Genomic DNA, 18,984 nt, shown 5'->3' on the forward strand with positions numbered 1-18,984 from the left:
GGGGTGCGTGCATCGGCGGCGCCGAGGAGGGAGTCCATGCGGAGCATCGGCGACTGACGAGAAGCCGTCGAGGTGCGTGCCCCGGCGTCGCCGCGCAGACGGGGGTTTGAAGACAGGCCCTAGGTCCTACCCATGAGCGGGTCAGGTCCGGTCGGTGAGCAGCGCCCGGGTGGCGGCCGCGATCAGCGCGCCGGCCTGGCTGGTGCCGAACGGCGAGGGACGGCCCGCCAGTTGGCGCCGGATCGCCGGGACGTCGGCGAGCAGCGCCCGGGCGGTGCGGCCGATCTCCGGTCCCGGGTCCACCAGGGCGGCGAAGTGCGCGAGGGACTCCGGCCGTTCGGTGGAGTTCCGGACCACCACCAGCGGCCGGCCCAGCACGGTCACCTCCTCCTGCACGCCGCCGGAGTCGGAGACGATCAGCGCGGCCTCGGCCGCAAGCGCCAGGAAGTCGCCGTAGCCGATCGGGTCGGTGACCAGCAGCCGGGCCAGCAGCCCACCGTGACCGGCCCGGGTGGCGGCGGCACGGCAGCGCGGGTGCATCGGGAACAGCACCGGCCAGCCGGCGTCGGCGATCCTGGCCAACTCGCCGAGCACCGTGCCCAGTACGGCGGCGTCGTCGGTGTTCTCCGGCCGGTGCACGGTGGTCAGCACGAAGCGGCCGCTCTCCACGCCGAGGTCGGCCAGCAGCTTGGTGCGCCGCTCCGGGGCGGGCAGGTGGCGGTGCACGGCCTCCACCACGGTGTTGCCGGTCTGCACGATCCGGGCGGCGTCGATGTTCTCGGCCAGCAGGTTGGCCACGTTGCCGGGCGTCGCGGCGCAGAGCAGGTCGGCCAGGTGGTCGACCATCACCCGGTTGTGCTCCTCGGGCATCGCGCGGTCGTGGCTGCGCAGCCCGGCCTCGACGTGCACCAGCGGGATGCCGTGCGCGTTGGCCGCCAGGGCGCCGGCCAGCGTGGCGTTGGTGTCGCCCTGGACCACCACCGCGGCGGGCCGTTGGCGGGCGAAGAGCCGGTCCAGGGCGTCGGTGGCGCAACCGATCTGCGCACCGCGGGAGCGGCCGCCGACCTCCAACCGGGCGTCGGGCAGGCGCAGTCCGCATTCGGCGAAGAAGATGTCGGACAGCGCCGCGTCGTAGTGCTGACCGGTGTAGGCGACCCGGGCGGTGTCCGGGAACTGGCTGGCCACCGGGGCCAGTTTGACGATCTCCGGGCGGGTGCCCAGGACGAAGGCGATGGATCCATCGAAGGAGCTGTTGGCGAGCGATTCCTGCGGACTCGCGCATGTCGTGTTCGACATGCTCCACCTGCTTTCACGGATTTCCGGCACAGGACAAGGCCTTGGGTGGGGGAAATTCAGCGATGGCGAAACCGCGCCGACGATTGCTCGGCGCTCGGGAACAGCAGATCACGCGTCACCCTGCGTCAGAAGTCGAGGCGCGTTTTCGCACGCTCATGACCGCCCGGAAGGTCGATTCTTCAGGTTTTTCCGACCGCCATTTCCTGCTCGTAGCCCGGGTGTTGGGACCGAACCGGGCCACAACCGCCACGGGCGGGACCTCCCCGATTCACTGGGGGGTCCCGCCCGTGGCGGATGGTGTCTCACCTTGCTCAGGTGTCAGATGGAACGCAGTAGGCGCCTCCCTTCTCCTCGGCCGACCGCGGCGATCGCGGTCAGTGGCCGTCCTTGTCGACCAGGTTGCGCAGCTGATCCGCGGTGATCATGCCGTTCGCCGTGGCCGGGGTGGTGAACTCCACCGTCTTGGTGTCCGCCGGGTTGGCCTCGGCCGCCCGCGGGTTCGGCGGCTTGGCGACCACCGAGAACTGCTGGGTGAAGACCAGGGTGGACTTGTCGACGCCGGCGGGCAGACCGGTCCAGCCGTCGTCGGGGTTCATCGCCATGGTGAGCCGGTACTTGGTGTTAGGCTGAACCCAGAAGTTCCACTGGCCCTGGGCGTTGGTGTAGGTGTCGGCGAGCATGGTCTTGCCCCGGCCGTCCCACAGGATCAGGTGGACGTGGCCCAGCGCCGGCTCGGACGGCTGCTGGATGCCGTCCTTGTTGGTGTCGAACCAGACCCGGTCACCGATCTGCAGTGGCAGCGGCGTGCCCGGCGTCGTGGTCTGCATCAGCGCCAGGTCGCCCATGCCGTTGGCCTTGCCGAAGCTGGTGTTCCACCAGGTCGAGCTGGGGAAGGGCTGGTAGGACTCCCGGAGCGAGCCGTTGCCGGACTTGCCGGTGAGGTAGTCGAACCAGCGGGCACCGTTCGTGTAGGTGTTGTCGATGGGGTCGATGCCCGTGGTGATGACCCGGTTGGTCACCTTGTCGAACGCCATGCCCCCGGTCGGGATCAGGGAGTGCCAGGTGACGCCGGTGGTGCTGAAGAAGCCGTCGGTGCCGGGGTTGGTGGGGCTCTTGTACCCGTTGCGGCCCTGCTCGTACCCCGTCGGCGCGGTGTCGACGGTGCCCGGGCAGGCCGGGTTGGAGCCGTCGTCCCACACGTAGCTGCCGTTGACCAGGCAGACCTTGCGCAGGTCACCGGCGGTGCCGCCGGCGTCGCGCCGCTGACCGTACCCCTGGTCGATCGGGCCGTAGTCGTGGTAGCCGACCTGGTCGCCGAAGCGGTCACGGAAGGCGAGGATCATGTTGCCGGAGTTGTCGAACTCGATGTCGGACAGGATCGGCTGCGGGTAGACGCTGTAGCCGCCCGCGGCGTACCACTGGTTGTTCCCGTCGGGGAGCCAGGGGTTCCAGCGGACATTGGTGATGGTCCCCGAGCCGATCAGGAAGCCGGCCTGGGAGCGCGGGAAGTTCAGCGACTGGCTGAAGACCGGGGCGGAGTCGAACTGCCCGGTCGCCGGGTCGTAGCGGAGCACGTAGGCCATCAGGGCGGCCCGCGAGGCATCGCTCGGCGGAGTGCTCTTGGTGCTGGTGTTCATCGACTCGGCGGTGCAGACGCCGCCGACGTAGACCTTGCCCTGGTAGACCCCGAGTCCCCAGGGCCGCCAGTCGCTGGCAGTGGGGCACTGGTTCGGGATGGCGGTCGTCGTGGTGGGCGTGACCGGGGTGAACGCGGGCGGCGCCCCGGTGAACGGACCGGTCGGCACCCCGGAGACGTCGATCGAGTCCAGTTCCTTGGTGTTGAGGTTCACCGCGTACAGGGTCTTGTTGTCCGCGGAGAGTTCGAGGTCGCCGATGGCCTCCTTGCTCGTCCGGTTCCAGACCGCCATCGCGTCGCGGTAGTAGGGGAACTGGTCGTCGCCGGCCACCGGAGGCCGGTGCGCCGTGGAGCCGGCGTTCGGCACGTTCGCGATCTGGAAGGACTGCTTGCTCACCGGGTCGGTCGCGTAGATGGCGCCGGAGCCGCCCGGTCCGTAGTACGTCGAGCGGCGCAGGAACGCGCTCGAGATGTACATCTTCTTGGCGTCGTTCCACTCCATGCCCCAGACCGCGCCGATCTGGGGCACCGTGGCGATCACGTTCGGGCTCGTCTCGTTGCCGAAGGTGCTCACGTTCCAGTCGATCATCGCCGCCGTGGTCGGGTCCACCCCACCGGAGCTGTTGGCCACCGCGGCGAGGTAGACCGGCGAGGCCACCCGCGTGGCGGGCAGCTGCTTCCCGGCACCGTCATTGACGAGGTCGACCACGCCCATCGTGACGCTGGCGTTCTGACCGCCGGCGACGTTGACGAACTCCACCGAGGTCGACAGCGGGGTGCCGGCCGTGTTGGCGGTCGGGTCGACGCCCGTCTGGGGCACCGGCAGCTGGCGCGGGCCGTAGGCCGGCCCGTACCAGTAGGGCGCCGGGGGCTGGAGCATCTCCACCCGGTACTTGCCGGTGGTCAGCGCGCCCAGGGCGGCGGCGTTGAAGGTCGCGACGCCGTTGGCGTCGGTGGTGCCGGTGACCTTGGTGTTGGTGTCGTCGGTGACCGTGATGGTCATCCCGGCCACGCCGGGCTGGTCCGTCCGGTTCCCCCGGTCCATCCCGCTGGAGTCCCAGTCGTGGATGACCGTGACGGTGATCGTGCCGTCGCCCGGCGCGGCGGACGCCGTGGGGAGCAGCAGGCCGCCGGTACTGGAGAGCAGGAGGACCAGGGTGGCGGCCCGAGCCCGGTACCTGGCCTTACGGGTGTTGCTCACTGCGTTGATCTCCCAACGTCTACTAGGCGTCCGAGGCTGCGCTCGGCGGTGGTCACTGCGGGCACCTCACGGGTCGCACGGGCAGGACCCCGCCGGGCCGGCGCCGCAGCGCCAGTCCGGCACCCACCGCGGCGACGGCCAGGGAACCGGCGAAGGTCCCCAGCGGGCTGTCCCCGAGGAACGGGAAGGCCGGCGACGGGACGATCCCGATGTCGAACGAGTGGTCGTTGTGGCCGGGCGGGCCGGTCTGGATCTGCACCCGCCCGCTGGAGTCGGCGTTGCTGTCGGTGGTCGTCGAAGCGATGCCGGGCCCGGTGGTGTCGGCGGGGAGCATGGTCACCATGCCCGCCTCGACCAGCCGGAGCGTCGTGGGGTGGGCGGCGTCCCGCTGGAACTCGAACCGGCCCGCGGCGGTGTCGCCGACGGGACGGAAGAGCGCCGGCGAGAGCGACTCGACTGTCTGGTGCAGGACGGCAGGCGCGGCCAGCAACACGGATGCGGCTCCCAGGATGGGGCAGCAGATGACCGTGAGACCGGTTACCGCGCGCCGCCAGCGAAGGGATCTTGATCGGTACGTAGCGAAACGCACGACATGTCCTCCGAGGCTCGTGTGGACTAAGTGACACCGAATGTCAGCACTCGTCCACAGGCAGACGAAGCGACCAGTGCACGAGGACATTCGACAGCCGGACCGACTCTTGATGTCGTCTTTATGGCCGCGCCACACGGACGGATTCACCGGTATGCCGCAACCATGCGGAAATCAGCGGCCGTTCGGCGGAAACGCGCATTTTCCGGACCACCGTCCGGGCGAAACGCGCGAAAGCGCCAGCCCGAGTTCGACCCGGGCTGGCCGTCAACGTTCCGTGCGTATCCGATCCTTGTGCGGCGGGACCTGGTCAGGCTTCCTTGGCGATCGGTCCGTCGATGACGACCTCGGCATTGCGCCGGGTCTTCGACCAGCCGCTGCGGCCGGTGAGCAGGCGGGCCATCGCCTTCCACGAGGTCACGTAGAACTTGTAGGTGTAGAGCGTGTAGGCCAGCCCCCAGCCGACGGCGCGCCACCAGCCGCTGCGCCGCTCGTTGGCGGCCACGTAGAGGAACGCCCAGACGGCGAACTGGCCGATGCCGACGACCAGGTAGGCGGCGAACAGGGCCCAGCCGCCGGCCATCAGGAACGCCCACAGGCCTTCCGGGTCGAACAGCGCGGACAGGCCGGCAGCCAGCAGCGGCAGCGGGTAGACGAAGGTCCCCAGGATCTGCAGCCACGGCTGGATCAGGTAGTAGGAGATCTCCGAGACCCCGGCGTTGGTCACGTGGTACGAGGCCCAGGCGTCGGGCATGTACCGGGCGCACTGCATGTTGCCCTGGCCCCAGCGGGTGCGCTGGGTGATCAGGCGCCGCAGGTTGAAGAGCCCCTCCTGCTCGACATGGGTGTCCCGGGTGTACTCGTTGCGCCAGCCGGCGAGCAGGATGTGCAGCCCGAGCTCGAAGTCCTCCAGCAGCGAGCCGCGCCAGGGGATGCCGCTGCCCTCGTCGATGTCCCGCAGCGCGGCGAGCCTGGTGAACTGGCCGTTCCCGCCCATGCCGACCGTGTTGATCCGCCGGCGCACCAGTTGCAGCGCGGCGATCGGCACCCGGAACTCGATGTCCTGCATCCGCAGCAGGGTCCGCGCGAAGAGGTTGGCGGCCTTCCCCTTCTCCGGCAGCAGGTGACGCTCGTTCAGGTTGAGGATGCGCACCTCGATCTGGACCGCGCCGACGGCCGGGTCGCCGAACAGGTGCGGCGCGGCACACGCGTCCAGGCACCCCTCGGCGGGCTTCCCGTCGGCGTCGAAGACCCCGACCACGACGTGGTGCGGATCGACCGTGTCCGGCAGCCAGGCCTCCAGGTCCCGGTAGGCCGCGTTGAGCGCGTCGCCCTTGCCGGTCCTGGCCTCCGGTCGCTTCCGGGGCACCAGGTGGACGTGGTCGTCGTGGTGGGCGAAGGCCGCCACGATCGTGCCGGTCTCGTCCTCCGAGTCGTCGTCGATCACCCACAGGTGCGCCGCGGGGAACTTCTCCCGCAGGTTGGAGACGGTGGCGCCGATCACCGCCTCCTCATCACGGCAGGGGATCAGGAAGTGCCACTGGAAGTCCGCGGAACGGCCCGCCGGTTGCGGCTTCCACCCGAGGTAGGCGCGGATCAGGGTGAACACGTACAGGAAGAAGATGCTGCACAGCAGCAGGGACAGGCTCTGCGCGACGGCGACCAGCAGGCGCATCAGTTGGTTCCCCCTTCGGTACCGGCGTTCGGGGGCCGCCGCTCCAGGCGCCCGCCGCGGACACCGTGGCGCAGGAAGGCCGCCAGGGCGGCGATCATCGTGATCATGCTCAGCACGGAACCGCCCAGGGTGTGCGACCACAGGTAGCCGGAGCGGCCGTAGTGGACCGTGGCCAGGGCGACCAGCACCAGTCGGACCAGGTTGCCGACGACGATGATCGCCGCCGCCAGCCCGAGCCCGCCCAGCACCTCGCGGGCGGTCCGGCGGGCGGAGAGCAGCACGGCCGCCGCCATCAGCAGGAAGGGCGGTACCAGCAGGGCCGAGCTGCACGCCTGGGTGACCTCGACGCCGACGATCCGGGTGTAGCCGATGTTGACCAGCAGGTCGGTGTGCACCGCGGCGGTCGTCTCGGACATCAGCTGGGAGTACAGCCAGGCCGCGGCCCTGGCTTCCACGGCCCGGAGCACCTCGTTGAAGACGATCATCGCGGCCGCGGCCACCGAGAGCGTGCCCGCGAGCGTCAGCGAGGCCGGCCACGGCCGGGTGGGTTGTCGGGACTTGGCACCGGGCGGGAGCGGCGTGGAGGCCACCGTGCTGAGGGTCATCGCGTTCCTCGTTCGTCGTGCGCAGGCGTGGTGTTGGAGGGGGGTCGGGGGGGGGGGGGGGGGGGGGGGGGGGGGGGGGGGGGGGGGGGGGGGGGGGGGGGGGGGGGGGGGGGGGGGGGGGGGGGTCCCCCCCCCCGGGCCGGCGGTTCAGCGGGTCGAGCGCTCAGCCATCAAGCGTTCAGCCCTGGGTCCGGCGCCTGCGCCGCACTGCCACGATCAGCAGGGTGGCACCGGCGACGAGGCTGGCGACCGCGAGCTCGGCCCACATGGGGTCGGTACCCGTGTCCGGAAGCGGGGGCCTCGGCGGCTTGGTGGGCGGCGGGGTCGGGGTCGGCGTGGGAGTCGGCGTCGGCGTAGGTGTCGGCGTCGGGGTGGGGGTCGGCGTCGGCGTAGGTGTCGGCGTAGGTGTCGGCGTGGGAGTCGGCGTCGGGGTCGGCGTCGGCGTCGGCGTGGGAGTCGGCGTCGGAGTCGGGGTCGGCGTCGGGCACGGGGTCGGCGTCGGCGTGGGAGTCGGCGTCGGAGTCGGGGTCGGCGTCGGGCACGGGGTCGGCGTCGGCGTGGGAGTCGGCGTCGGGGTCGGCGTCGGCGTCGGCGTGGGAGTCGGCGTCGGGGTCGGCGTCGGCGTGGGAGTCGGCGTCGGCGTAGGTGTCGGCGTCGGCGTAGGTGTCGGCGTCGGCGTCGGCGTCGGCGTCGGCGTGGGAGTCGGCGTCGGCGTGGGAGTCGGCGTGGGAGTCGGCGTCGGCGTGGGAGTCGGCGTCGGAGTCGGGGTCGGCGTCGGGGTGTTCTGGTCGACCACCGTGATCGGCACGTCGTTGGAGATGACGTCGAACACCAGCTCACGGGCGTGCAGGTCGAACCGGTTGGTGTAGACGTCCCCGCCGGCGTTGCCGCTCGGGGTCAGCACCAGGGCGAGCTGCTGCGCCTGGCCCGGGGCCAGCGTCCGCGGATCGCTCACCATCACGGCGGTGACCGCGGTGTTGTCCGCGGGGCACCCCGCCGTACCGAACTGGGCCTGCGTGCACCAGGTGGTGCTGCCACCGGCCTTGTTGGACGGATCGGCCGGGTCGGTCTTGATGGTGCCGTGGGCCGCCGAGGTGAACTTGAGGGTCACCGAGGAGTCGGCCGGCACCGGCTGCAGCGACTTGAAGGCCAAGGTCCCGTTGAACTTCGTGGCCGGGGTGCGGCCGTCGCCGTTCCAGGGGAGCTCGTCGATGATGTCCAGGCCGTTGATCGGCAGGGTCTGCGGGTTGTTGTAGGTCAGCGTCCAAGGCAGGTCCGTGTTGACCGGCACCTGCGGGGTGTTCGTGGACTTCGAGACGTTGACACCGGTCCCGGCCACGATCGTCAGGGCACGGTTGGCCGTGCGCTGGCTCGGGTCGCTGAGGTCGTCCGGAGCGGAGATCACGACCTGGTTGTTGTAGCTGCCCGCGGCCGCGTTCTGGTCCGTCGCCACCTTGTAGGTGATCGGCGCGATCGCGGACCCGACCTGCTGGGCGGGAAGCACCCAGGTCACGGTGGTGGTGCCGTCGCCGTTCTTGACCACCGACTGTTCCTGGACCGACGCGCTGCCCGCCACGTAGTTGAAGCCGGCCGGCAGGGTGTCGACGATCGTCAGGTCCTGCGGGTTGGAGCTCGTCGCGTTGGACTGGAGCGACGGGTAAAGCCCGAAGGTGAACGTCTGGCCGTTCAGGACCTGGCGCTGCTGGTCGGGCGTGCTCCCGGCATCGGTGCCCGGGTCGACGGTCTTCTTGCTGATGCGGGCGAGGACCGGGCTGATGATCAGGTGGTCACCCAGTGCACCGCTGGCGTAGTTCGCGTTCGGGTCGATCACGCCGTTCAGCGGCGGGGCGTAGGTCGACTTGATGTCGTTCTGCCAGTCGGGGTTGGCCTCGGTGTTGTCGGCCAGGGAGTACATGGCCTCGTTCCGGACGATCTGGCCCTTGCTCAGGCCTGAGGGATTGACCGTCAGGAAGGTGTAGAAGTCCCGGCCACCGCCGGGGGGCATGTCGGTCTTGAACCGGACCTTGCCGACCGCGGCCACACCGCCGGGCACCTGCTCCGGGCTGGAGAACCAGGGGCCGTCGGTGTCGTTGCAGGTCTCCATGCGCATCGACTCGGTGCCGATCGGGTCCAGCCTGGCCGCCAGGGTGCCGGCCTGCGCCACCGGTGCCCGGTAGGCGGCGTACTCGATGGTCACCGGCGGCGACGCCGGGGTGGCCGTCGCGTACTGGCCGGTCGCAGCCAGACCGTTGCTCGCCGGAGCCTTGCTGATCGTCTGGTTGCCGTCACCGAAGGTGTCGCAGGCGATGAAGTTGGGCTCGTCCGTCGAGTTGAAGGTGTTGACGAAGATGTGCGAACGCACCTGGGTGCCGGGCGTGACGAGCGCGTTGTTGAACTTCTTCACCGGCGCGGTCCCGGGCGGGCCGCCGGCGACGCTCTCGTACTCCTTGCCGAAGGCGCCCGTACCGTTGATGCCGGCCGACTGCGAGTTGTCGTCGGTCGGCTCGTGACCGCCGGCGCCGTAGTTCTGCTGGCCGCTGATCGAGGTCGGCGCGAAGTCGGTGTACGTGTCGGTCAGCAGCGCGCTGCCGCCGTACTTCGCGTTGGTCGCGTCGATCTCGCTCTGCGGGATCCAGATCCGCAGGTAGCCGGAGCTGACCACGCCCGAGTTGGTCGGCAGACCAGTGCCGTCCGCGCCCTGGGTCGGGTAGACCTGGGGCGTGGTGGTGGTGCCGGCGATGGAGACCGCGATGTTCTGGCCGGCCGCGCTCTGGGAGCAGTTGAAGGTGCCGCTGTTGGCGGTGGTGTTGGCGGCCGTACCGAGGCCGCTCTGGCCGTACGGGGCGTTGGGGATCGTCCCGTCGTTGGCGCCGCAGGCGGGCTTCGCCGGGTTCCAGTTGTAGAGCAGGGCCCCGGCGGTCGGGTCGCCGTTCAGCAGCTTCGACAGGTCGTCGGTGAACGTCATCGGCGAGACGAGCGCCTCTTGGCCGAGCGGGCTCCAGTCGGTGCGAGCCGGGTCGATGGTCCGACCCTCCACCACGATGGGCATGGTGAGCAGGGTGCCCTGCCCACCGTTGGGCCCGGCCACGGTGGTGTCCCCGAAGCTGTACTTGCCGCTCTTGATCAGGTTGTACTTGGGCAGCGCGCTGACCGTGGAGTTCGCCGAGGTGTTGCTGGCCTGCTGGGCGGCGTTGTCCGCGGTGCCGTTGACCGTGATCGCGATCTGGTCACCGTTCTTCGCGGTGCCCAGCACGTTCAGGACCACCGGGACCTGCTCGGTCTGCGAGGTCATGTCGGGCAGCACGCAGGTGAGCAGCCCGGTGTTGCTGATGCCCGATCCGGCGCCGGTGCACTTCTGCGGCAGGGCGCTCCACGCCGTGTTGGGCGGGGCCTGCACGGTGAAGGTCGGGTTGTTGGCCGTCCCCTGCTGCGCCTGGAACTCGATCTGGTAGCTGATCGAGTCGTTGGTCCGGACGATGCCGTTGTGCGGCCCGCTGTCCAGGCCAGGCCCGTCCGTCGCGGTGAACTCACCGGACCCGTCCGCCGTCACCTGGGCGTTGACCCCGATGTTCACCGGAGCGGCGCTCGCCATACCGACTGCGGAACAACTTGCCAGGACGATCAGTGCCGTCCCCAGTGCGACTCGACGTGGGGATAGCGACCCCCGTGTCGGCACGGTCCACCTCTGCATACGGAGTCCCTTTCGCGACGCCTAGTTTCGCGACGCCTTGTCACGGAATCGAATGTCACGGCATCAAAACGCTTGGAGCCGCGCCCTCACGAGTCGCAATTTCTGGCAAAGCAGCACCTCAGCCCGATACAGGTTGCGACCGCCATATTCGTAGCCCTTAACATCGCCTTTACTCTGTCGTCAACCGACGTGTCGTGCACCCCTCCACCCGGTCGGCTCAGCAAAACGTGCAGATGGCGGTAGCGGGCGAGCCGATCAGCCCTCCAGACGTGCACAGAGGCGCAGTTGGTCCTGACATCCGGCTGAGCCACGGCCGGATGTCAGGACCAACCGACCGAGCGACCCACAGGAATGTGCCGATTTCCCGGGTTCGTTCGTATGCACCGCTACTCCATCCGGAGAATGCCAGGCCTTCACGATGAACGCCGAACCTCCACACATGGAATGCTGCTCATAGCTTCATCGGATTGTCGTACTTTCGGACTGTCGGGCCATTCCTGGACTCGCACCGGTGGCACCGGGGCTCGCCCACCGTCCGTCATATCGTCAGAGTTCTTGCCTACAGGCCCGGTTGGCCCAGTTACGGGTAACCCACAAGGGGCGGAATCCCCGGGGCGACTCGATCCGCCCACCGGCCCGGGGTTCAATCGCCCCCATGGACCCGTCCCAGCCCCACCGGCCCTCCCTGCCCCGGCGCCTGCTGCTGAGCGGCTCGGCCGCCACCGCCGTCGCCGCGGCCCTGTGGAGCACGGGCCGTACCCGGCCCCCGATCCAGTACGAGGCCACCCCGCCCAGCGTCGGCCCGGCGCTCCGCCAGCCCGGCATCGACACCCCACAGCGCCCGCAACTCCTGCTGCTGGCCTACGACTTCACCGGCCCGATGGGAGCTCCGGGCGCCGCCGCGCTGCACACGCTGCTCGCCGACTGGACGGATACCCTCGCCGCCACCCCCCTGACCGCCACCCTCGGCATCGGCCCGGCCCTGTCCGGACGGATCCCGCTCACCGCCCCCACGGCGTTCGCCGACCTCCCGCCACTGCCCGGCGACCGGCTGGACCCGGCGCGCAGTGGCGCCGACCTGCTGCTGCAACTCACCGGCGACCAGGCGGCGAGCCTCGGTGCGACCGCGGACCGGCTCGACCGCCGGGCCGGCGACCTGCTGACCCCGCGCTGGCGCCAGGCCGGGCACCTGCCGCCCACCCCGCCCGGCGAGACCCCGCGCAACCTGTTCGGCTTCAAGGACGGCACCGCCAACCCCGCCGGGACCGACGAGGACCGGTGGATCTGGCTGCCGGACGGCCCCTGCGCCGGCGGGACCTTCCTGGTCTACCGCCGCATCGCCATGCAGACCGACGCGTTCGGCGCCCTGTCCGTCGACCGACAGGAGGCCGTCATCGGACGCCGCCGCGACGACGGCAGCCCGCTCGGCGGCACCGGGGAGCACGACGACCCCGACCTCTACGCCAAGACCCCCGACGGCCGATACGTGATCCCCGCCGCCGCGCACATCCGCCTCTCCAACCCCCGCCTGGACGGCGGCGCCCGGATGCTGCGCCGGGGTTACACGTACACGGACGGCCCGGACGACCAGGGCCTGCTGTTCTGCGCCTTCATGAAGGACCCGGCTCTCTTCGTCCGGGTCCAGCAGCGCCTGGCCGCCCATGACGCCCTCACGCCGTTCGTCGAACACCGCGCCTCGGCCGTGCTCTACGTCCCACCCGCCGCACCTGCCGGCGCACCGCTGGGTCACGCGCTCTTCCCGGCGGCCGCCACACCCTCCGTGGCGAGACCATCAACAAACCTGTAAATCAGCTGAGTTGATGCACCATCAGTGGATTCGGAGCGGCGTGCTGCGGCTGCTTGCGCCTGCCGGGGCCTGACCTGACGAACTGGTATATCTAGCGACATGTCCGACACGCCAGTTGTTTCGTCCGGCCGGCCGGGACGCTCCCGGAAACGGGCGGCGCTCCCCCTGACCGCCCTCCTGCTGCTGGCCGGTGGCGCGAGCGGCTGCGTCCCCGGTCAGTCCGCGGCCTCGACCCCGCACGCCGTCATCCGGGTGCCGCAGGACGTGCCGTCCATCCAGAAGGCCGTCGACCGGGCCCGGCCGGACGACGAGGTGCTGGTCTCGCCCGGCGTCTACCGCGAGAGCGTGCGGATCACCCGGCCGCGGGTCGTGCTGCGCGGCACCGACCGCAACACGGTGGTGGTGGACGGCGAGTTCAAGCGCGGCGACGGGATCGTGGTCACCGGCGCGGGGTCGGTGGTGGAGAACCTCACCGTCCGGAACAACCTGTTCAACGGGGTGCTGTTCACCGGGGTCACCGACCCGAAGTTCCAGGGCCAGGGCGGCAGCAGCGGCGAGTACCAGGCGCTGGACACCACGAAGTTCCCGGCCCTCCCGGGCTTCCGCGCCTCCTACGTCACCGCCTACGACAACGGCCTCTACGGGATCTACGCGTTCGACGCGCGCGACGGGCTGATCGAGCGGTCCTACGCCTCCGGACACGCCGACTCCGGCATCTACGTGGGCCAGTGCGACCCGTGCAACACCCTGGTGCGCGGCAACCTCACCGAACACAACGCGGTCGGCGCCGAGTTCACCAACTCCTCGGCCGGCCTCCAGGTGGTCGGCAACCGGTTCGCCGCCAACCGGGTGGGGGTGACCCTCGGCTCCGACACCCTGGAGGCCCTCGCCCCGCAGCACGGGGCCGTCTTCGCCGGCAACGTGGTGGCCGCCAACGCCGACCCCGGCACGCCCGAGCAGGCCGACGGCGCGTTCGGCATCGGGATCGGCATCGGCGGCGGCGTCGCTGACGTGGTGACGGACAACCTGGTGACGGGCAACCCGACCGCCGGCATCGAGATCGCCACGGCCAACGGCTTCGCCCCGCTCGACAACCGGCCCACCGGCAACGCCGTCACCGGCAACGGCGTCGACCTGGCCTTCACCGGGGACCCCAAGGCCGGCGCCACCGGCAACTGCCTCGCGGGCAACCGGGCGGGCACCAGCCTGCCGGCGGACGCGCTGTCCGCGGCGTGCCCGCTGGCCGCCGGCGGCCAACTCCCCCAGGCGCCCGCCCCGCCCGGGGTGTCCTTCCACGACGTCCCGGCGCCGGGGCCGCAGCCCGAGGAGCCGGCGGACTTCGGCGGCTCCGCGTTGCCGCAGAGCCCGTCACCGGTCCTCGCCGACCCCTCGAGCGCTCCGCTCCCCTCCGACCCGGCGGTGATCCCCCAGTGACGACCGAAGTGACGAACCCGGTGACGACCACGAGGACGGCGAGGGCGACGGGCCGCCGGGCCGCCCGCGCCGCCGCCCTGCTGGCCCTGCTCGCCGCGACCGTCTCCTGCTCCGCGAAGACCGGGCCCCACCCCGTCTCCGGGGACGAGGCCGAGCGCCTGTCCACCGTGCGCTTCGCCAGCGGGGTGGCCGGCGGCGCGAAGTTCTCGGCCCTGCTGTCCGTCGGAGCCGGCTTCCAGGGGGAGCTCACCGGGGTGCTGGACTGGAAGGGCAAGGCGGCCGAGGCGACCCTGACCAGCAAGGCGGCGCGCTCCGTCGGCCACTTCACGATCGTCTGGAACCAGCAGACGGTGGCGCTGCGGGACCTCGACGCCCAGGTCCCGCAGGTCCCCCAGCAGCAGATCCCCCAGCAGCAGGCCGGCTGGCAGCAGCGCCAACTCGACCCGGCCAAGCTGGTCTTCGACCGGGCGATCCGCTCGCTGCTGGAGATCCCCTCGGACCGGCCGGACAACCCGATGCTGCTGGCCGCCGACGGTGCCCGCTGGCTGCGCCGCGACAAGGTGGCCGGCACACCCGTCGACGTCTTCCGCGGCCCCGGGCAGCGCAGCGGCCAGCAGGCGCCGGCCGCGAACGTCGCGGCGGCCCCGGAGTTCTGGCTCGACGACGCCGGACACCTGCTGCGCTTCCGGGCGCCGGTGGACAGCGGGACGTTCAGCGCGGACTTCTCCGACTGGGGCACGCAGCAGATCGCGGATGCGGCCGAGCTGGCCGGGGCGCCGACCGCGGCTTCGCCCGGGCCCAGCGGGTCGCCCGACGGTTCGTCCGGCGGCTCGCCCTCCGGTTCGCCCAGCGCCGACTCCTCGGCTGCGCCCAGCGGTTCGTCCTCCCCCGAGCCCAGCGCCCCCTGACCGCCGTTCCTGACCTCCGTTCCCGACCGCCGCTCACGCCCGCCGCCCCGCCTCCCGCGCGGGGCGGCCCCAGCGGGCCTGGATCCGCTCTGCACTCCCCGGTCGGTGCAAACCGTTGACCTGCCCCGTTCAGCATGGTTACGCTCCCAGCCACCGAAGGCCCGGGCTCCCCCAACCATCCCGGCTCTGCGGTGAGTTCACCCGTGCGAGGTTTCGGACCGGCCCCTACCCCGGTGGCCGCGGCACGAGCACCAGCACCACCCTCGGCGCCCCACCCCGGCGCAGGCTCGGCGTGCCCGAACGCGCACAACCCGTCGAACACCCGACTCGAAGGGCTCCCCCACCATGCGAATCGCCACGTTCCAGCGGGCCGGCCTGGCCACCGTCGCCGCCGTCGCCCTCGCCTCCGCCGGTCTGTTCACCGCCGGCTCGGCCGGCGCCGCCGCCCCGGACACCGCGACGTTCGCCGCCCACCACATGACCACCCACGCCGGCACCGCCACCACCAGCGGCAACCCGCTCGCCTACGGCGGCGGCAACGTGGTGACCAGCCCCACCGTCTACATCGTCTACTGGGGCTCCCAGTGGGGCAGTGGCTCCATCACCAACGACCCGGCGGGTGAGGCACCGCTGCAGCTGTCGTTCTTCCAGCACGCCTACGGCAGCGGCGACACCTGGTCGAACTCGCAGACCCAGTACTGCCAGGGCGTCGCCACCGGCACCACCGACTGCGGCACCGCCGGCACCCACGTCGGCCACCCGGCGGCCAACCCGGTCGCCGGCACCTGGCTGGACAGCGGCGTCAAGGCCCCGGGCAAGCCCGGCAGCGCGGCGATAGCCGCCGAAGCCCAGCGCGCCGCCGCCCACTTCGGCGTCTCCGGCGACAACGTGCAGATCATCGTGGACGCGCCGCACGGCGTCGTGCCGCAGGGCTTCAAGACCTCGTACTGCGCCTGGCACGACCACACCACCGTCAACGGCGCCGACCTGCCGTACACCAACATGCCGTACGTCGCCGACGCCGGATCCGGCTGCGGCGCCAACTTCGTGGCCACCGGCAGCAGTGGCGTGAACGGCGCCAGCGAGGGCGTCACCATCGTCGGCGGCCACGAGTACGCGGAGACCCTCACCGACCCGGCGCCGTCCAGCGGTTGGACCGACTCCTCGGGCTCCGAGACCGGCGACAAGTGCGCCTGGGTCTCCAGCGGCCAGGGAGCGTCCTCGATCATCAGCCTCAACGGCACCAACTACGCTGTCCAGTCCCTGTGGAGCAACAACTTCAACAACAACGCGGGTGGCTGCGTGACCTCCTACACCAGCGCGAGCAACCAGTCCTGAGGCGCCTGACGACGCACTGACGCACCAGCGGTCCGCCGTCCCCACCCCGGGGGCGGCGGGCCGCCGTCACCGACCGCCAGACCTGGAGCCGCTCCATGCCCCGCCGGACCCGCGCCGCGCTGCCCGCTGCGGTCGTCACCCGCACCGCCCTCGCCGCCCTCGCCGCCCTCACCGCCGGGTGCGCCGCCCGGTCGGCGAAGCCGGCCGCGGCCGCTGCGGCCCCCGCTGCCGCTGCCCCGACCGCCGCCTGTCGCCAACTCCCGGACGCCGTGCTGCCGCACACCGCCGGCAGCCTCACCGAGGCGGAGTCCGGCAGCTACTGCCTGGCCGTCGGCGACCAGCTCACGGTCTTCCTGACCGCGAGCCAGGGCCACTGGGCGCCGGTCACCAGTTCCGGCCCGGCCGTCCTGGCGGCGGCGCCGACCAGCATGCTCACCGCGCCCATCGGCGTGACCCCGGGCCTCTTCGCGGCCAAGGCCACCGGCACGGTCCGGCTCAGCAGCCAGGACGGCACCGGGCACAGCTGGCAGGTCACCCTCGTCGTCCGCTGAGCGCCAACCCGTCCCGGGCCGGCTGCCCGGGCTGCTCGGGCTGTGGCGGCTGCGGCGGCTGCGACCGCGGTCCGCCAGGGTGTGCCGTGGCCTCGGCCGCCTCCCGCAGCCCGATCCCCCTGGTCTCCTCCGCCCACCGCCAGCTGACCAGCAGTCCGACCGCGGTCAGGCCGGCCGCCAGCAGCATCGTCGGGCCGATGCCCACTCCCGTCAGCGCCACCGGCAGCAGGTAGGTCCCGACCGCCGCCCCGATCCGGCTCACCGAGGTGGCGAACCCGACGGCGGTGGCCCGCACCGAGGTCGGGAAGAGCTCGTTCGGGTAGGTCCAGTCGAGCACGTTCGGCCCGCCGCACAGGAACGCGTACGCGCAGAGCGCGCCGAGCGCCAGCAACGCCGGCGCCGTCGGCCAGAGGCCGAGGAGGACCAGCGGCACGATCATCAGCGCGAACGACCAGATGATCGTCGGCCGGCGGCCGTGCCGGTCGATCGCCCGCAGCGCCGGGTAGCAGCCGAGCAGGAAGACCAGGCTGATCAGGCCGGTGCCCAGGGTGTCCATCACCGTGCCACCCGGCATCCCGAAGGACCCCAGGATGGCCGGCCCGAAGGTCAGCATCGCGAACAACGGCGCCACCTGGCAGAGGAAGAAGAGCCCGCAGAAGAGCGTCCGCCTCCGGTAGGCCGGGCTGAACAACACCCGCAACGACCCCGCGTCCAGCCGCTCCCCGCCCTCGGCCGGCCCGTCGCGCAGCTCCGCCGCACTCACCTCACGCCCCAGGTGGCGCCGCACCAACGCGACCGCCTCGCGCTCCCGCCCGTGCTGCGCCAGCCAGAGCGGCGACTCCGGCGACCCGCGCCGCACCACCAGGAAGAACAGGCAGAGCACCGCCGAACTCGCCAGCAGCCACCGCCAGCTCCCGTTCCCGCCGAGCCGGAGGAAGAGGTACCCGACCCCGTACGCGAGCACCGACCCGGCGTACCAGGCGATGATCTGCTTGCCCAGCAACCGCCCCCGGTGCTTGATCGGCAGCCACTCCGCGAGCAGCGAGGTCGCGATCGGGTAGTCGGCCGCGATCGCCATCCCCAGCACGAACCGCAGGGCCACGATCGCCCAGACGTCCGTCACGAAGAACGACCCCACCGAACAGGCCGCGATCACCAGCAGGTCCGCGGTGTACATCACCTCCCGGCCCACCCGGTCCGTCAGCACCCCGAACACGGCCCCGCCGACGAACATCCCCACCAGCGCCGCCGCGCCGATCAGGCTCACCTCCGCCGTGCTCAACCCCAGCTCGGGCGTCATCCCGATCAGCGCCACCCCGACGACGCTCAGGATGTAGCCGTCGAGCAACGGCCCGCCCGAGCAGGCGAGCGCGAGGCGGCGGTGGAAGGCGGTGTACGGGGCGTTGTCGATGATCGCGGACATTTCTCCCATGCTGGTCGGCGGCGCGGGGTCCGCCCAGGGGCGAAGGTCCCGGAGTGGCAGGGGCAGTGGGCCCCTGTTACCCCTCCGACTGTTACCCCTCCGACGGCTGGACCTCGGTCGTCAGGACCGCCTGGAGCAGCGCGCCGAGCGCCGCCGCCCGGGTGGGGCAGGCGGTCATCAGGGCGGCCAGCTCGGAGACCGCCCGGGCACGCTCCTCGGGGAGGGGCGGGTCCGTCTCGGCCTCGGCGAGGTCGGTCGCGGAGCTGCTGGAGTCGCGGTCGGGCTCCAGGGCCCGCGCTGCCAGCCAGTGCACCACGGCGGCCCACTGCGCGTCGTGCACACCGCCCTCGATGCGCGAGAGCCAGGTGAGCGCCGGACCGTCGGCGGCAGCGACGGCCTGCCCGAGGCGGGCGTCCAGGGCCTGGCGGTCCGTGAGGAGCGTGTAGGTGGCGTCGATGCCGTCGGTCCGCACCAGCGCCAGGATCGCGCGGTGGACGTCGAGCGTGCGGTGCAGGTCCGGTCGGCCCTGGCCCATGGCGAGCAGCGCCGCGTCGGCATCGGGGGCGAGCAGGTCGTCGGCGTGCTCGGCGAGGAAGGCGGCCGAGTCCTGGGTGCTCATACGGAGCCAAGCGGTCAGGAGCTCCGAAAGCACGAGCGGTCGATACACCACATCCACCGACGTTCCGGACAACAGTTGTTCCAGCAGTTCGAGATGGAAGCCGGCCCCCGCTCCGCCCACCAGTGTCCACTCCCGCAGAGCAGCATGGGACGGGGCGTCGAACAGGGTGGGGTGGGTGGTGACGAACTCTCGAGACGCACCCCAGGTCCTC

13 protein-coding genes are annotated in these 18,984 nt (G+C 71.6%); 5 read left to right on the plus strand and 8 right to left on the minus strand.

What is annotated here, in order from left to right; genetic code table 11:
• Positions 1 to 141 precede the first annotated feature (141 nt).
• From wecB to ACQRUO_RS28235, 6 genes are all read right to left on the minus strand, one after another.
• Entirely contained in the window at positions 142 to 1,296 is a 1,155-nt protein-coding gene (gene wecB, locus ACQRUO_RS28210) for a non-hydrolyzing UDP-N-acetylglucosamine 2-epimerase (RefSeq protein ID WP_428318910.1), read from the minus strand.
• A 374-nt stretch (positions 1,297 to 1,670) separates the two neighbouring features.
• Complete coding sequence (locus tag ACQRUO_RS28215; protein ID WP_428318911.1) at positions 1,671 to 4,133, minus strand: SdrD B-like domain-containing protein; 2,463 nt, start codon at positions 4,131 to 4,133, stop codon at positions 1,671 to 1,673.
• A gap of 52 nt (positions 4,134 to 4,185) precedes the next feature.
• A complete protein-coding gene (locus ACQRUO_RS28220; RefSeq protein ID WP_428318912.1) occupies positions 4,186 to 4,626 on the minus strand; it encodes a hypothetical protein in 441 nt (146 codons plus the stop codon).
• 406 nt (positions 4,627 to 5,032) lie between these two features.
• On the minus strand, positions 5,033 to 6,397 hold the full coding sequence (locus tag ACQRUO_RS28225; protein ID WP_428318913.1) for a glycosyltransferase: 1,365 nt from the start codon (positions 6,395 to 6,397) through the stop codon (positions 5,033 to 5,035).
• The gene (locus ACQRUO_RS28230; RefSeq protein WP_428318914.1) at positions 6,397 to 7,002 is read right to left on the minus strand and encodes an exosortase/archaeosortase family protein; all 606 of its coding nucleotides are present in this window, start codon (positions 7,000 to 7,002) and stop codon (positions 6,397 to 6,399) included. Before ACQRUO_RS28230 ends, ACQRUO_RS28225 begins: the two co-directional genes overlap by 1 nt.
• 178 nt (positions 7,003 to 7,180) lie before the next feature.
• The gene (locus tag ACQRUO_RS28235; protein WP_428318915.1) at positions 7,181 to 10,594 is read right to left on the minus strand and encodes a hypothetical protein; all 3,414 of its coding nucleotides are present in this window, start codon (positions 10,592 to 10,594) and stop codon (positions 7,181 to 7,183) included.
• A 754-nt stretch (positions 10,595 to 11,348) separates the two neighbouring features.
• On the opposite strand from ACQRUO_RS28235, the gene ACQRUO_RS28240 reads away from it, so the two are divergent.
• The 5 genes from ACQRUO_RS28240 (at position 11,349) to ACQRUO_RS28260 (ending at position 16,731) form a co-directional block, all read left to right on the plus strand.
• Positions 11,349 to 12,500 carry a Dyp-type peroxidase gene (locus ACQRUO_RS28240; RefSeq protein ID WP_428318916.1) on the plus strand — a complete coding sequence of 384 codons (1,152 nt, stop codon included), beginning with the start codon at positions 11,349 to 11,351 and terminating at the stop codon, positions 12,498 to 12,500.
• A gap of 99 nt (positions 12,501 to 12,599) precedes the next feature.
• Positions 12,600 to 13,934, plus strand: coding sequence for a right-handed parallel beta-helix repeat-containing protein (locus ACQRUO_RS28245; protein WP_428318917.1), 1,335 nt, complete (start codon positions 12,600 to 12,602; stop codon positions 13,932 to 13,934).
• 20 nt (positions 13,935 to 13,954) lie between these two features.
• Positions 13,955 to 14,842 (plus strand): hypothetical protein, encoded by an 888-nt coding sequence (locus tag ACQRUO_RS28250; protein WP_428318918.1) that lies wholly within the window; start codon positions 13,955 to 13,957, stop codon positions 14,840 to 14,842.
• Positions 14,843 to 15,187: 345 nt separating this feature from the next.
• Positions 15,188 to 16,180: a hypothetical protein gene (locus tag ACQRUO_RS28255; RefSeq protein ID WP_428318919.1), complete on the plus strand. Its 993-nt coding sequence runs from the start codon at positions 15,188 to 15,190 to the stop codon at positions 16,178 to 16,180.
• Between the two features lie 95 nt (positions 16,181 to 16,275).
• On the plus strand, positions 16,276 to 16,731 hold the full coding sequence (locus ACQRUO_RS28260) for a hypothetical protein (RefSeq protein WP_428318920.1): 456 nt from the start codon (positions 16,276 to 16,278) through the stop codon (positions 16,729 to 16,731).
• On the opposite strand, the gene ACQRUO_RS28265 is transcribed toward ACQRUO_RS28260, so the two are convergent.
• Both ACQRUO_RS28265 and ACQRUO_RS28270 read right to left on the minus strand, forming a co-directional pair.
• Complete coding sequence (locus ACQRUO_RS28265; RefSeq protein ID WP_428318921.1) at positions 16,712 to 18,154, minus strand: MFS transporter; 1,443 nt, start codon at positions 18,152 to 18,154, stop codon at positions 16,712 to 16,714. The two genes, ACQRUO_RS28260 and ACQRUO_RS28265, sit on opposite strands and share 20 nt — an antisense overlap.
• Positions 18,155 to 18,245: 91 nt before the next feature.
• Complete coding sequence (locus tag ACQRUO_RS28270) at positions 18,246 to 18,773, minus strand: hypothetical protein (protein WP_428318922.1); 528 nt, start codon at positions 18,771 to 18,773, stop codon at positions 18,246 to 18,248.
• Positions 18,774 to 18,984 lie beyond the last annotated feature (211 nt).

This window comes from Kitasatospora sp. LaBMicrA B282, assembly GCF_050325825.1.
Taxonomy (GTDB): domain Bacteria; phylum Actinomycetota; class Actinomycetes; order Streptomycetales; family Streptomycetaceae; genus Kitasatospora.